The 14,051-nt window shown below is 61.5% G+C and carries 13 protein-coding genes; 5 read left to right on the forward strand and 8 right to left on the reverse strand.

Translation table 11 applies throughout. From position 1 onward, the window contains the following. Genes K7431_RS06240 through K7431_RS06260 form a run of 5 tightly spaced genes read right to left on the reverse strand, consistent with a single transcriptional unit; the run spans position 1 to position 4,614 of the window. Positions 1 to 972, reverse strand: coding sequence for an ABC transporter ATP-binding protein (locus K7431_RS06240; RefSeq protein WP_012722922.1), 972 nt, complete (start codon positions 970 to 972; stop codon positions 1 to 3). Continuing rightward, positions 969 to 1,925: an ABC transporter ATP-binding protein gene (locus K7431_RS06245; protein WP_012722921.1), complete on the reverse strand. Its 957-nt coding sequence runs from the start codon at positions 1,923 to 1,925 to the stop codon at positions 969 to 971. The genes K7431_RS06240 and K7431_RS06245 overlap by 4 nt, the downstream gene beginning before the upstream one ends. Then, a complete protein-coding gene (locus K7431_RS06250) occupies positions 1,922 to 2,779 on the reverse strand; it encodes an ABC transporter permease (protein ID WP_012722920.1) in 858 nt (285 codons plus the stop codon). The genes K7431_RS06245 and K7431_RS06250 overlap by 4 nt, the downstream gene beginning before the upstream one ends. Further along, entirely contained in the window at positions 2,776 to 3,723 is a 948-nt protein-coding gene (locus K7431_RS06255) for an ABC transporter permease (RefSeq protein ID WP_012722919.1), read from the reverse strand. The genes K7431_RS06250 and K7431_RS06255 overlap by 4 nt, the downstream gene beginning before the upstream one ends. Before the next feature lie 3 nt (positions 3,724 to 3,726). Continuing rightward, complete coding sequence (locus K7431_RS06260; RefSeq protein WP_012722918.1) at positions 3,727 to 4,614, reverse strand: proline iminopeptidase-family hydrolase; 888 nt, start codon at positions 4,612 to 4,614, stop codon at positions 3,727 to 3,729. 182 nt (positions 4,615 to 4,796) lie between these two features. Here K7431_RS06260 and K7431_RS06265 point away from each other — a divergent pair, with 182 nt between their 5' ends. Both K7431_RS06265 and K7431_RS06270 read left to right on the forward strand, forming a co-directional pair. Continuing rightward, the gene (locus tag K7431_RS06265; protein ID WP_012722917.1) at positions 4,797 to 5,561 is read left to right on the forward strand and encodes a LuxR family transcriptional regulator; all 765 of its coding nucleotides are present in this window, start codon (positions 4,797 to 4,799) and stop codon (positions 5,559 to 5,561) included. A 92-nt stretch (positions 5,562 to 5,653) separates the two neighbouring features. Beyond that, a complete protein-coding gene (locus K7431_RS06270; protein ID WP_012722916.1) occupies positions 5,654 to 6,586 on the forward strand; it encodes a proline iminopeptidase-family hydrolase in 933 nt (310 codons plus the stop codon). A 115-nt stretch (positions 6,587 to 6,701) separates the two neighbouring features. Here K7431_RS06270 and K7431_RS06275 read toward each other — a convergent pair whose 3' ends face one another. Then, on the reverse strand, positions 6,702 to 8,204 hold the full coding sequence (locus K7431_RS06275) for a nucleobase:cation symporter-2 family protein (RefSeq protein ID WP_012722915.1): 1,503 nt from the start codon (positions 8,202 to 8,204) through the stop codon (positions 6,702 to 6,704). Between the two features lie 158 nt (positions 8,205 to 8,362). On the opposite strand from K7431_RS06275, the gene K7431_RS06280 reads away from it, so the two are divergent. Then, entirely contained in the window at positions 8,363 to 9,196 is an 834-nt protein-coding gene (locus tag K7431_RS06280; RefSeq protein WP_012722914.1) for a hypothetical protein, read from the forward strand. Between the two features lie 128 nt (positions 9,197 to 9,324). Here the strand turns inward: K7431_RS06280 and punC are convergent, their stop codons facing one another. Beyond that, positions 9,325 to 10,509, reverse strand: coding sequence for a purine nucleoside transporter PunC (punC, locus tag K7431_RS06285; RefSeq protein WP_012722913.1), 1,185 nt, complete (start codon positions 10,507 to 10,509; stop codon positions 9,325 to 9,327). 122 nt (positions 10,510 to 10,631) lie between these two features. Here punC and punR point away from each other — a divergent pair, with 122 nt between their 5' ends. Further along, positions 10,632 to 11,546, forward strand: coding sequence for a DNA-binding transcriptional activator PunR (gene punR, locus K7431_RS06290; RefSeq protein WP_012722912.1), 915 nt, complete (start codon positions 10,632 to 10,634; stop codon positions 11,544 to 11,546). A 121-nt stretch (positions 11,547 to 11,667) separates the two neighbouring features. Here punR and K7431_RS06295 read toward each other — a convergent pair whose 3' ends face one another. Continuing rightward, entirely contained in the window at positions 11,668 to 12,837 is a 1,170-nt protein-coding gene (locus K7431_RS06295) for an aspartate aminotransferase family protein (RefSeq protein ID WP_012722911.1), read from the reverse strand. A 102-nt stretch (positions 12,838 to 12,939) separates the two neighbouring features. On the opposite strand from K7431_RS06295, the gene K7431_RS06300 reads away from it, so the two are divergent. After that, complete coding sequence (locus tag K7431_RS06300) at positions 12,940 to 13,845, forward strand: LysR family transcriptional regulator (protein ID WP_012722910.1); 906 nt, start codon at positions 12,940 to 12,942, stop codon at positions 13,843 to 13,845. The last annotated feature ends 206 nt before the right edge of the window (positions 13,846 to 14,051 follow it).

Here is a 14,051-nt window from a genome sequence, read left to right on the forward strand (position 1 = left end):
TTAAAGCAAAGGTTCTTCAAGCACGCAACTGTACCGATGCTCGTGCAGGAAATGCGTCGGCGGCAACACCACGGAACACATGGAGCGGGCATGCCGGCAACGCGGATGAAAGGCACAGCCCGTAGGCAAATTCAGTGGGCTCGGGGGTTCACCCGGCAAGGGCTCCGTAGGTAACGGCCGATGCGGGTCAATCTCGGGAATCGCCTGGATCAGCGCCGCCGTGTACGGATGGCGTGGCGTTGTAAAGACCGCCTCCACCGGGCCTTCCTCGACGATCTTGCCCAGGTACATCACCGCCACGCGGTCGCACAGGCGGCGCACGATGGCGAGGTCATGGGCGATGAACAGGATCGCCAGGTTCATGCGCTGTTGCAGTTCCAGCAGCAGGTTGATGATCTGGCCCTGGATCGACACATCCAGCGCCGCCACGCACTCATCGGCGATGATCAGTCGTGGCTCCACCGCCAGCGCCCGGGCAATGCCGACGCGCTGGCATTGCCCGCCGCTGAGGGAGCCGGGTTTGCGGTCGGCGAGTTCGGGGCGCAGGCCGACCAGGTCGAGCAACTCATTCACGCGCGCGGGAATCTGCTGCGGCGCGACCTTGCGCTGCACCCGCAGCACTTCGGCGATGGTTTCGCCGATGGTGTGGCGCGGGTTTAGCGCGGCGTACGGGTCCTGGAAGATCATCGCGGTTTCATGCCGCAGGCGGGTGATGTCGATGGCGCTGCCATGCGCCATGTCGACGCCATCAAACAACACCTGGCCGGCGCTGATCGGGTTGAGGTGCAGAATGGCGCGGCCCAAGGTGCTTTTGCCGCTGCCGGACTCGCCGACCAGCCCCAGGGTTTCGCCCGCCGCCAGGTTCAGCGACACGCCGTTCACCGCCCTTACCCACTGCTTGTTCAAACCAAACAGGCCGGTGCCGGACGCGGCAAACTTCACCTCGAGATCCTTGATCTGCAACAGGCTCATGGCTGCGCTCCCAACGGGTAATGACAGGCGACGCGCGCGCCTTCCGGCAGCACCTCGGTACACAAGGCGCCAACCTGCGGGCAACGTGGGTTGAACCGGCAGCCGGCGGGCAATGCATCCAGCAACGGCGGCTGCCCGGGGATGGTGCGCAGCAAGGCGTGGCCACTGCTGTGGGCGGGCTGGCAGTCGATCAAACCGGCGGTGTACGGGTGCTGTGGCCGGGCCAGCAGGTCGTATTTGCTGCCGTGCTCGCAGAGGCGCCCGGCATACATCACGGCAATGGCGTCGCAGGTTTGCGCGACCACGCCGAGGTCGTGGGTGATCATGATGATCGACAGGCCGCGTTGATCGCGCAGGTCCAGCAAAAGCCGCAGGATTTGCGCCTGCACCGTCACATCCAGGGCGGTGGTCGGCTCGTCGGCGATCAGCACTTTCGGGTTGCAGCCCAGCGCCACGGCGATCATTGCGCGCTGGCGCATGCCGCCCGAAAACTCGTGGGGGTAGTTGTCGATGCGCGCCAGGGGATCGGGAATGCCCACCTGGCGCAACACGTCGATGGCCTGCAACCGGGCATCTTTCTTCGATGCGCCCTGGTGCAGGCGAATGCCTTCGGCAATCTGTTCACCGATGCGCATCAGCGGATCAAGGTGGCTGCTGGGGTTTTGGAAAATCATGCCCAGTTGCCCGCCGCGTATCGCGCGCATCCCCGCATCATCCAGCTGCAACAGGTCCTGCCCGGCCAGCCTTACAGCACCGCCCTGCACCCGCAGGTTGGGCGATGGCAGCAAGCGCATAAGACCGCGACAGGCCATGGTCTTGCCCGAGCCGCTCTCACCCACCAAGCCAAGGATTTCGCCCTCGGCCAGATCGAAAGACACGCGGTCGACCAAGGTCACCTCGCGCCCGGCATTGTTGGCGATCACGCTGAGATCGCGCACCTGCAGCACACTCATGAGCGATCCCCCAACACTTGCGCCACACCATCCGCCAGCAAGCTGAAGCCCATGGCCAAGGTCACGATGGCCAGCCCTGGGAAGGTGCAGATCCACCACGCGGTGGTGATAAAGGCTTGCCCCTCGGCCACCATCGTCCCCCACTCGGCGGTCGGCGGTTGCACGCCCAGGCCCAGGTAACTCACGGCGGCGCCATTGAGCAGCACCAATACGGCGTCAGACATGGAAAACACGATCGAGCCGAACATGGCATTAGGCAATAAATGCCGGAACAGAATGCGCCCATGGCCAAAGCCCAGGCTCTTGGCGGCCAGGGCAAAGTCGCTTTCCTTGAGCACCAGGATTTGCGAGCGGATCAGCCGTGCATACGACACCCAGCCAACCAACGCCATGGCGATATAGAAACTCTTCAGGCCTGGACCAAGGATGGCCATGATCGCCAGCATCAACACCAGGAACGGGAATGCCAGGATCACGTCGATCAGGCGCATGCAAAAACTGTCGAAACGCCCGCCGATATAGCCCGACACCGCGCCGACAAAGGTGCCGATCATGAACGGGAAAATCACCCCGACGATGGCCAACTGCAGGTCAATGCGCGCGCCCCAGATGACCCGCGACAGGATGTCCCTACCGTAGTTATCCGTGCCAAAGGGATGAGCAAGGCTCGGGCCGAGCAAACTGATATCGGTGTTTTGCGCAATCGGGTCATAAGGTGCAATCCACGGCGCACATAGCGCCAGCGCCAGCCACACCAGCAAAATCAACAGGCCCCACGCAGCCGTCAGCCGGCCATTGCGAAAACCAAAACGCAGGCGCAGACGCCACGGGGCAATCAACGGGCGGCTGCTCATTGCATCTTCACCCGTGGGTCAAGGGCCACGGTCACCACGTCGGCGATGAAGTTGACCACCACTGTCGCGCAGGCGAGCACCATGGCGACGCCCTGCACCACCATGTAGTCGCGGGTGAAAATGCCGCGCACCAGCAACTGGCCGATGCCGGGAATGGCAAACAGGCTTTCGATCACCACCGTGCCGCTGATCAGCCAGCCGATATTCACCGCCAGCAGGTTGACCGCCGGCACCAGGGAATTGGGCAGCACATGGCGGCGAAACACGGCGGCTTCCGACAGCCCACGAGCCCGGGCGGCGGTGACATGGTCAGCCTGCAACTCCATCAGCATGCTCGCCCGCAGGTTGCGCACCAACACCGCCGACAGCGCCAGGGCGATGGTCAGACACGGCAGCACCATGTGATGCGCCTTGTCCAGCCAGGTGCGACCGTAACCGGACACGGGAAACAAGCCCCACTGCACGCTCAGCAACAGGATCAGCATCAAGCCCAGCCAGAACGCCGGCATGCCCAGGCCGACCGTGGTGAACACGCGGATCAGGTTATCCGCCCAGCCGCCCTTGTTACGCGCGGCCAACGTCGCCAGCGGCACCGCGATCAGCAGCGCCAGCACAACGCTGCCGAGCACCAATACCAGCGTGGGTTCGATGCGGGTGACGATCAGCTTGAGCGCGTCGACCTTGTACAGCAGCGATTGGCCGAGGTCGCCCTTGAGCAGATTTTTCAGGAAGTAGAAATATTGCAGCCACAACGGCTGGTCGAGGCCGTACTGGGCGCGGATTTTCAGCAAGGCGTCGGGCGTGCTGCGCGAACCCAGCAGTGCACGGGCCGGGTCACCGGGAATCGAGCGCACCAGCACAAAGGTAATCAGGCTGATGCCAAACAGCACCGGCAGCAACTGCAGCGGCCGGGACAGGACAAAACGGTAGCGCGCCAGGTTCATCCGTCAGCCTCGATGACGCGCAAGGAAGTCCAACAGCACCGGGAAGTACGCCTGGGGTTCCTCATAAAAGGGCATATGGCTGCTGTTCGGGAAAACGTGCAATTGGGCGTGTTTGGCCGCCATTTTCATGCGCAGGGCACAGGCCGGAGTGAGTTCGTCGTGCTGGCCGGTGGTGATCAGGATCGGCATCGTGAACGCGGCCATCTCAGGGATGCGGTTCCAGTCCTTGAGGTTACCGATGTAGAGGAACTCGTTGGGGCCTTGCATGGTTTCGTAAGGGCCCATGTTCCAGTCGCCGAGGGAACGTTTGACTGGCTCGGGCCATTCGTCGAGACGGCACACGTGGCGGTAGTTGAGCAAGGTGATCGCGGCCTGGTACTGCGGGTGGTCCAGGGTGCCCATGGCTTCGTGGCGCTGCATCATCGCCACGGTTTCGCTGCCGAGGGCGCCACGCAGGCGTTCGAGCTCCTGGGACAGGTGCGGAATGTCACCGACGGTGTTTTCGAGGATCAGGCTTTTCAGCGCGTCGGGGTAATGGATGGCGTATTCGATGCCCAGCCAGCCACCCCAGGAATGCCCGAGCAGATGCACGCGGCCCAGGCCCAGGGCTTGGCGCACGGTTTCAACTTCTTCGACATATCGGCCGATTTCCCACAGCGAAACGTCGGTAGGTCTGGCTGATGCGCCCGTGCCAAGCTGGTCGAATGCAACCACTCGCAGGTTGTGTTCCTTGAGCCAGCCATGGGCGTCGCGCAGGTAGTCACACGGCAGGCCCGGCCCGCCGTTGAGGCACAGCAGCACCTCATCGCCTTCGCCAAAGCTGTAGACCACGAGGTTATGGCCGTCGACTTGCACGTTGTACTGCTGGTCGGGGGCAATTTCACGCCACATGCATACATTCCTTGTGTTGTGTCGGCCTGGCAGGTAGCGGCCGTTTATCGACCAACACTACCGAGGATGCCGCGCGTCCATAACCTAGCATTTCTTATAGGTTTGGCCTGGCAGTCCTTCGCCGGGGCGTGGCATTCTACTTGCAGCAAGTCGAGATTCAAATGAATTCGGGAGCAGAACGGATGCTGGCCAAGCTTACTGCCTTAAATCACCGTCTGATGCCGGGCAGGAGCCTGGACGAGCAGATGGACAACACGTTTATCCTCGCCCAGCAGTTGGGTTTCGATGCACTGGTGTATGACTACACCCCGGTGCCGATCGACCAGGATGGCGCATTGATCACCCCTTCGGTGCTGGAACTGCGCAACACCCCGCCCGACTGGCACGCCTTATGGTGCAGCAAGGGCTTCTACCAGATCGATCCGGTGCAACATCTGGCCCTGAGTACGGTGTCGCCCTTCGTGTGGTCCTACGACGTCAAGGTCGACACCCCCCTGCAAAAGATCATCGATCCCTGCCACGCCCCGGTGTCGACCTACCTGCATGACCAGCAGTTGACCTGCGGCGTCAGCGTGCCGATCCACCTGCCACGCGGCGGCTTCGCCTCGCTGACCGGCTTGCGCACCGGCAAGGCCCACAGTGTGCTGCAGGATGCGCAGCAGACCTTGTCGGATTTCAGCCTGATTTCCCACGCCTTGCAGGAAGCGGCCTACCCGCTGTTCAGCAAGGAACTGCGCACTTACCCGCATATTCACCTGACCAAACGCGAACGCGAGTGCCTCAAATGGGCCGCCGACGGCCTGACCGCCGCTGAAATAGCCACGCAACTGAGCCGCTCATTGGCGGTGGTCACCCTGCACCTGGCCTCGGCGATGCACAAGCTGGGGGCCAAGAACCGCGTACAGGCGGTGGTTCGCGCCACTCATTACCGCCTGCTGGAGGACTGACCGTCCGGCAAAACCTAGCTGTTTTGCTAGTTACTTAAATTTCCATGACGCCTTATCGTGTCCCTGATCCTTTTTTCAGAGCAGGGCACGAAATGGAATTCATCGAAAAGATCCGCGAAGGCTATGCGGCGTTTGGCGCCTACCAAACCTGGTACCGCGTCACCGGTGACCTCTCCAGCGGCCGCACCCCCTTGGTGGTTATCCACGGCGGCCCCGGATGCACGCATGACTATGTAGACGCCTTCAAGGACGTAGCCGCCAGCGGCCACGCCGTGATCCACTACGACCAGTTGGGCAACGGCCGCTCCACCCATCTGCCTGACAAAGACCCGTCCTTCTGGACCGTGGGCCTGTTCCTCGAAGAACTGAACAACCTGCTGGACCACCTGCAGATCAGCGATAACTACGCGATCCTCGGCCAGTCCTGGGGTGGCATGCTCGGCAGTGAACATGCGATTTTGCAACCCAAGGGCCTGCGCGCCTTCATCCCGGCCAACTCGCCGACGTGCATGCGCACCTGGGTCAGCGAAGCCAACCGCCTGCGCAAATTGCTGCCGGAAGGTGTGCATGAAACCCTGCTCAAGCATGAAGCCGCCGGCACCTATCAGGACCCGGAATACCTCGCGGCGTCGCGGGTGTTTTATGACCATCACGTGTGCCGGGTCAACCCGTGGCCGGAAGAAGTGGCACGCACTTTCGCCCAGGTCGATGCGGACCCGACGGTGTACCACGCCATGAGCGGCCCGACCGAATTCCATGTGATCGGCAGCTTGAAGGACTGGAAATCCATTGGCCGCCTGTCGGCCATCAACGTGCCGACGCTGGTGATTTCCGGCCGGCACGACGAAGCGACGCCGTTGGTGGTCAAGCCGTTCCTGGATGAAATCGCAGATGTGCGCTGGGCGCTGTTTGAAGACTCCAGCCACATGCCGCATGTGGAAGAACGCCAGGCGTGCATGGGGACCGTGGTGAAGTTTCTGGATGAGGTGTGTTCAGTACCGCACAACGTGCTCAAGGCGGGCTGAATGCTCAAGCTGGATGCATTCCAATTGTGGGAGGGGGCTTGCCCCCGATAGCGGTGTGTCAGGAGCCAATCACTCAGCTGATACACCGTAATCGGGGGCAAGCCCCCTCCCACATTCAGGCCTCGCTAGCCTCGGGTTTGGTGACCTTCCTCGACACCTCCGCCACCAACGGGATCTCCCTGCCCTCGGCATCAAACAGCTTGCCGCCTTTGAAGTAATCCCCATCACGCAGTTCCGACACATCACGGAAGCACAAACTGCGCTCAGTCCCCGCCACAAACACCGATTGCTGGTCCGAATTGCCCACGGTGAAATGGTTGAACGCCAGGTTCAGCAGGATCGCCATGATCGCCGAGGAGCTGATCCCCGAGTGAAAGATGGTCGCAAACCAACTCGGAAAGTGATCGTAGAAGCTCGGCGCAGCAATCGGGATCATGCCAAAACCGATGGATGTCGCCACGATGATCAAGTTCATGTTGTTGCGGTAATCGACCTTTGACAAAGTGCGGATACCGCTGGCTGCCACAGTGCCGAACAGCACAATCCCCGCCCCGCCCAGCACCGAGGTGGGCACCGCCGCGATCACTCGCCCCATAAAAGGCAGCAGGCCGAGGACCACCAGGAACAGCCCGCCCGTGGCCACCACAAAGCGGCTCTTGACCCCGGTAACCGCGACCAGGCCGACGTTCTGGGCGAAGGCACTCTGGGTGAAGGACCCGAAGATCGGCGCAAACATACTCGACAGCATGTCGGCGCGCAGGCCATTGCCGAGGCGTTTGGAATCGACCTTGGTGTCGATGATTTCACCCACGGCCAGGATGTCCGCCGAGGTCTCGACCAGGGTCACCATCACCACGATGCACATGGAAATGATCGCGGCGACATGGAAGGTGGGCATGCCGAAATGGAATGGCGTGGGGAAACCGAACATTGGCCCCTGGGTCACGCCGGAAAAATCGGCCATGCCGAGGAACACTGCAATCACGGTGCCGATCACCATCGCCAGCAGAATCGACAAGCGCGAAATGGTCGCGCTGCCGATCTTGCTCAGCAGCAACACCAGCACCAGCGTCAATGCCGCCAGGCCTATATTTGACATGCTGCCGAAATCCGCGGCGCGGCTGTTGCCGCCCATGGCCCAGCGCGCCGCAACGGGCATCAGGGTCAGGCCGATAGTGGTGATCACAATACCCGTCACCAGCGGCGGGAAAAACTTGGTGATCCGCGAAAACACCGGGGTAATCAGCAGCCCGATAAACGACGCGGCCATCACCGCCCCGAGAATCGCCGGTACCCCGCCAGCGCCATCGCTGCCGACAATCGCCACCATGGTTGCCACACCGGCAAACGAGACGCCCTGCACCAGCGGCAACTGACAGCCAAAAAACGGTAACCCCAGAGTCTGCAATAGCGTGGCCAAGCCACCGGCAAACAATGACGCGGCGATCAGCAAGCCGATGTCTGCCGGCGACAACCCGGCTGCCTGGCCGACGATCAACGGTACCGCGACGATACCGCCGTACATGGTGAGCACATGTTGCAGGCCGTAAGCCATGTTGGCGGCGACGCCGAGATTCTCATCTTCTGGCCGCTGCGGTGACGCCTTCGGGATAGTCATGGTGAGGGGTTCTCTGTTTTTGTTGTGCGGCCACTGTATGCAATGTTCGGACTGGATGCCCATAGAGTTGTATACAATCAATCGAACAAGATACCCTCCATCGGCGTTACAAAAACAATCCGGCCGAGATGAGCCAGAACGCCAAAGGACCTAGAACAATGAAAAAGGCATTACAGAGCGCCACCGTTGCACTCACGCTCCTCGGCGGTGGGGAGGCCGTCGCGCTGGAATGGATGAACAACAGCGTAGGATTTCGCTACGGCCAGCAGTTCACCAACCCGAATAACCCCGACGAGTTCAGCAAGCGCATCTACAGCTTTACCCACGCCAGCGGCTACCGGTACGGCAGCAATTTCCTCAACCTTGATGTGTTCCTGTCCGACAGCCGCGACCCGCGCAAGGGCACCGACCATGGTGGGAGTGAGGTGTACGCGGTGTATCGCCACCAGTTGTATGCGTCGCGGGTATTCGACGTGCCGCTGGGCACCGGGCTGATCAAGGATTACGCGCTGACCCTGGGCTTCGATGCCAACCGCAACAACAACTTCGCCTCAGCCAAGAAGCGCGCGCTGGTGATCGGCCCGACCTTGAAGTTCAACACCGTCGGCGTGCTGGACCTGAGCCTGATGTACTACAAGGAAAGGAACCACACCGGCATTCCCGGTGCAAAAGAGTCGAACCACACCTTCGACGACACCTACTTGCTCAACCTGACGTGGATGCGCCCGTTCGAAATCGCCAACCACGCGGCGAAATTCCAGGGTTTTATCAATTACGTCGGCGAAAAAGGCGAGGATTACCACGGCCGCGACACCGCGCCGGAAGCCCTGATGCGCACCGCGCTGATGGTGGCGGTGCGACCGGGCAAAAGCGTCAAGCCGAACCTGTACCTGGGGGTGGGTTACGAGTACTGGCATAACAAGTTCGGCGTGGATGGCGGCCGGGGTAGCCGCACCTCAACGCCGACGGTGAACCTTGAGGTCACCTTCTAATACCTGAAGGAATCCGATCAAGTGTGGGAGCTGGCTTGCCTGCGATGGCATCGCCCCGGTGCAACTGACACATCGAGTCGCCGGCATCGCAGGCAAGCCAGCTCCCACACTTGGATCGGATTGTCACTTCAGGCTTGTGCCAGTGCCGAATTACCCTTTTTGGGCCGCGCCAGCCAGTATCCCAACACCGCCAACGGCGCGGTCGCCAACATCACGATCACCGTAATCAGCAGCGGCTCATCGATCATCCACGACACTATCAGGCTCGCGAGAAAGCACAGCCCCAGTTGCAGGGTGTTTTGCAGGGCTGCCGCCTTGCCGGAATTTTCCGCAAAGGGCATCAGCGCATTCGCCACCACGATGGGGTAACTCGCACCGTTGCACAGCGCCATCAGGCAGAACGGAATCAGCAAGGTAGTGAGGGTCGGTACCGTCAACGTGGCGACCAGGTATAACGCCACCATGCTGATGCAGTACGCCAGCAGCAACCAGGGCAGCAGCGTCTTGCCCTGAACGTGCTGCAGGGCGCTGCGGCAACTGTAGCCACCGACCAGAAAGGCCAAGGTCGGCAGCACGTAGCTCAGGCCAATGTCATTCGGGCTGTAGCCCATGCCACCGAGGATGAAGGGGGACGCCGTCAACCACGCGAAAAAGCTGGCAGAGCACGCGGCGAAGATCATGACGTTGCCGGTAAACACGCGCGAGGTGAACAACTGGCCATAGCCCAGGCGCGAAGGTGCGCCCTCCTGCGCCCGAGGTTTCGGCGGCGTACGCAGGAACAACGTCGGCAGCAGTAACAGCAGCGACACGCCCAGCAATACACCGAAGATCGCCTGCCAACCGAAGTGGTTCAGTACCATCGCACCCAGCAATGGCGCCAGCGCTGGCGACAATGACATCAGAGGCATGATGCTGGCGAACACACAGTGCGCCTTGTCGGCCGGGTAGCGGTCGATGACCAACGCCTGCCAGCTTACGGCGGCGGCACACACGCCAATTGCCTGCATAAAGCGCAGCGCCAGCAGTTGCGGCGTCGTCTCGACCCAGAACATCCCCGCGCAGCCCAGCACAAACAGGCTCAGGCCGGCGAGCAGCACCGGTTTGCGCCCCAGGCGGTCGGACAACGGCCCCCACACCAGTTGGCCCAGTGCAAAGCCGGCGAGGAAAATACTCAAGCTGGCGCCTACCGCGCCCGCGCCAATGTGCAGGTGCTCGCCCATGGCGCCGAACGCCGGTAAGTACATGTCCATGGCCAGGTAACCGAGCATGCTCAGCCCCGCCAGGTACCAGGTGAAACCAAAAGAATTTTTCATTGAAGCCTTGCTTAACCTGCCATCAAACTATTTGCTGACTGGCGCCCATTATGAAGCTGACAGTATGTGTGTGAAGCGATAATAATTGGACACTCTTATCAATATTTTTGAAGGCACTCGCCATGTGGTCCGAATACTCCCTGGACGTGGTCGACGCCGTGGCGCGCCATGGCAGCTTCAGCGCCGCCGCCCAGGAATTGCACCGTGTGCCGTCCGCTATCAGCTATACCGTGCGTCAGCTTGAGGAATGGTTGGCAGTGCCGTTGTTTGTGCGCCGACACCGCGACGTAGAGCTGACGCCCGCAGGTCGGCTGTTTATCGACGAAGCCCGTGGCGTGATGAAAAAAATGCTCGGCACGCGGCGTTTGTGCCAGCAAGTGGCGAATGGCTGGAGTGGCCAGTTGAAGGTCGCGGTGGATTCCATCGTCAAACCTCAGCGTTGTCGGCAACTGGTGCTGGATTTCTATCGACAGTTTCCCGAGGTGGAATTGCTGCTGGAGTACGAGGTGTACAACGGTGTATGGGATGCCCTGGCAGACGAGCGCACCGATATTGTGATCGGCGCCACCAGCGCGGTGCCGGTGGCCAGTCACTTTACCTTTCGCGATATGGGCTTGTTGAACTGGCTGTGCGTGGTCAGCGCGCGGCACCCACTGGCGAGCATCGACGGGTTGCTGAGTGACGATCAACTGCGCCCTTTCGCGTCACTGTGCATGACCGACACCTCGCGCAACCTGCCCAAGCGCGACACCTGGACCCTGGATAACCAGCGGCGGCTGGTGGTGCCCAATTGGTCCTCGGCCATCGATTGCCTGCGCGACGGCCTGTGTGTCGGCATGGCCCCCGCGCATCAGGTGTTGCCGTGGATCGAACGCGGTGAACTGGTGGCGCTGCAGCTCAGCCGGCCGTTTCCGGCCAGCCCGTCGTGTGTGGCCTGGGCGCAGAGCAAGCTGTCGCCGGCCATGGCGTGGTTGCTGGAGTATTTGGGGGATACCGAGACGATGAACCAGGAGTGGCTGAACGGAAACGATCCCTGACAATCATGGAGATCCCCTGTGGGAGCGCGCTTGCCCGCGATGGCGGAGTGTCAGTTTGCCAATATTTCGACTGATACACCGCTATCGCGGGCAAGCCCGCTCCCACAGGGTGGACGTCATTTCAATCCAATAGACGGGTGATGGCGCGCACGATCATCTCGACTTCCTTGGCATCCAGGGTCAGCGGTGGCAGCAGGCGAATGACCTTGCCCCGCGTCACGTTGATCAGCAAACCGTGCTCCTGTGCGGCACGCTGGGCCAGGTCACGATAGGGATTGGCCAGCTCGATACCGATCATCAACCCCTGCCCCCGAATCGCCAGCACCTGCGGGTGCTCACTCAACTCCACCCGCAACCGCGCCAGCAAGCGCTCACCCTGCTGCGCCGCGTTCTGCAGCAAGCCTTGTTCTTCGATGATGTCCAGCACGGTGCACCCGACCCGACACGCCAACGGGTTGCCGCCGAAGGTGCTGCCGTGGCTGCCCGGTGTAAACAACTGAGCCACGGCGGCGCGGGCCAGGCAGGCGCCGATCGGCACACCGTTGCCGAGGCCTTTGGCCAGGGTCATCACGTCCGGGACGATGCCTTCATGCTGGAAGGCAAACCAGGCGCCGGTGCGGCCGATGCCGGTCTGGATTTCGTCGAGCATCATCAGCCAACCGTGGCGCGTGCAGTGATCACGCACGGCTTGCAGATAGCCCGGCGGCGCCGGCAGTACGCCACTTTCGCCTTGTATCGGCTCCAACAGCACCGCCGCGATACGCGTGCCAAATGCTTGTGTGATGGCTTCTATCGCGGCGATATCACCAAAGCCCACCTTGAGAAAATCCCCCGGCAAACGCTGGAAGCCCAGGCGCACCGATGGCCCATCGCTCGCGGCCATCGTGCCCAGTGTGCGGCCATGAAAGGCGTTTTCCATCACAACGACCAGCGGCGCTTCGATGCCCTTTTTCCAGCCATGCAGCCGCGCCAGTTTCAGCGCTGTTTCGTTGGCTTCGGCACCGGAATTGTTGAAGAAAGCGCGGTCCAGGCCGGACAGCTGGGCCAGGCGCTGGGCCAGCCGTTGTTGCCAATCGATGCTGTAGAGGTTGGAGGTGTGCAACAGCAAACCCGCCTGCTCGCTGATCGCCGTCACCAGCCTGGGGTGCGAATGACCGACATTGGTCACCGCCACGCCGGCCACCGCATCCAGGTATTCGCGACCTTGCTGGTCCCACAGGCGCGTGCCCAGGCCACGGGTAAAACTCAGGGCCAAGGGTTGGTACGTGGTCATCAGGCAGGCGGCAGTCATGGTGCGGGCTCCAGTGCATCGTAGTGATGGGAGCAGTATCGTTAACCACCTGAGCTGGATAAACTGCACATTCCTGCAATGACTTTAAATCAGGGCTTGATAATGGACCTGTTCCAAGCAATGTCGGTGTACGTGAAAGTGGTCGAGGCCGGCAGCATGACGGCAGCAGCCCAAGCCTGCGGCATGTCCACGACCATGGTCGGCAACCACCTGCGCGCCTTGGAGCAACGATTGGGCGTCAGCCTGCTCAAGCGCACCACGCGCAAGCAAAGCCTCACGGAATTTGGCGGGCAGTATTACCAGCGCTGCCTTGAGGTGCTGGGGCTGGTGGCCGACTCCGAGCAGCTTGCCGAGCAAGCCCACAGCGACATCCCCAAAGGCACCCTGCGGATCACTGCGCCCCCCGTGTTCGGCACCGAACGCCTTACACCGGCCTTGAGCGAATTTTCCCGGCGCTACCCGCAGATCAACCTGTATGTGGTGCTAAGTAATGAGCGGATGGACTTGGTCGACAGCGGCTTCGACGTGGCCATCCGTCTTGGCGAACTGGAAACTTCCAGCCTGATCGCCAGGCCCATGCAGGACTACACCCTCACCCTCTGCGCGTCGCCAGCCTACCTGGCGCGACGCGGCACGCCTTCGAGCCCAGCAGAACTGCAGCAGCACGACTGCCTGGCGTTCGCCTACCCGGCGAATGACAACTGGCGCGATACCGAAAAACTGTGGCGCATGACCGGTGATGGAGGCGAGCTGGAGGTTCCGGTGTCCGGCTCATTGACCATCAACAGCTCGCAAGGCTTGCGCCAGGCGGCCGTAAACGGCATGGGCATCATCATGCTGGCCGATGCCCTGGTGCAACCGGACCTGGAGAGCGGCAAGTTGGTGGCCTTGCTGACCACCTATAAACTGCCCAGCCGCCCCATGCACCTGCTCTACGGCCAGGACCGTTATCGCCTGCCCAAGCTACGCGCCTTTGTGGATTTCGCCATGGAGAAATGGGCGCGCTAGAGACCGTGTGGCAATCGCTACATCGGTGACATCGCCACGAGTCAATGCGCGTAGGACTGTTCTGATAAATCTCCGATGTGCACACAACAAACCTAACCTCCCCCGCGTATTCGACCTTGAGCGTTCTTTCTCCAACTTTGTCTCATACAACCAGTCATACATTTCCCTCCCAGGCAAACAGAGACTTCTCTAGTGTTTCCTGCGTA

Origin of the sequence: Pseudomonas fluorescens group sp. (assembly GCF_020093335.1) — a bacterium.
GTDB lineage: Bacteria > Pseudomonadota > Gammaproteobacteria > Pseudomonadales > Pseudomonadaceae > Aquipseudomonas > Aquipseudomonas petroselini.

Coding starts and splice junctions, on each gene's coding strand:
- K7431_RS06240 (WP_012722922.1), bottom strand. CDS start 972: ATGAGCCTGTTGCAGATCAAGGATCTCGAGGTGAAGTTTGCCGCGTCC.
- K7431_RS06245 (WP_012722921.1), bottom strand. CDS start 1,925: ATGAGTGTGCTGCAGGTGCGCGATCTCAGCGTGATCGCCAACAATGCC.
- K7431_RS06250 (WP_012722920.1), bottom strand. CDS start 2,779: ATGAGCAGCCGCCCGTTGATTGCCCCGTGGCGTCTGCGCCTGCGTTTT.
- K7431_RS06255 (WP_012722919.1), bottom strand. CDS start 3,723: ATGAACCTGGCGCGCTACCGTTTTGTCCTGTCCCGGCCGCTGCAGTTG.
- K7431_RS06260 (WP_012722918.1), bottom strand. CDS start 4,614: ATGTGGCGTGAAATTGCCCCCGACCAGCAGTACAACGTGCAAGTCGAC.
- K7431_RS06265 (WP_012722917.1), top strand. CDS start 4,797: ATGCTGGCCAAGCTTACTGCCTTAAATCACCGTCTGATGCCGGGCAGG.
- K7431_RS06270 (WP_012722916.1), top strand. CDS start 5,654: ATGGAATTCATCGAAAAGATCCGCGAAGGCTATGCGGCGTTTGGCGCC.
- K7431_RS06275 (WP_012722915.1), bottom strand. CDS start 8,204: ATGACTATCCCGAAGGCGTCACCGCAGCGGCCAGAAGATGAGAATCTC.
- K7431_RS06280 (WP_012722914.1), top strand. CDS start 8,363: ATGAAAAAGGCATTACAGAGCGCCACCGTTGCACTCACGCTCCTCGGC.
- punC (WP_012722913.1), bottom strand. CDS start 10,509: ATGAAAAATTCTTTTGGTTTCACCTGGTACCTGGCGGGGCTGAGCATG.
- punR (WP_012722912.1), top strand. CDS start 10,632: ATGTGGTCCGAATACTCCCTGGACGTGGTCGACGCCGTGGCGCGCCAT.
- K7431_RS06295 (WP_012722911.1), bottom strand. CDS start 12,837: ATGACTGCCGCCTGCCTGATGACCACGTACCAACCCTTGGCCCTGAGT.
- K7431_RS06300 (WP_012722910.1), top strand. CDS start 12,940: ATGGACCTGTTCCAAGCAATGTCGGTGTACGTGAAAGTGGTCGAGGCC.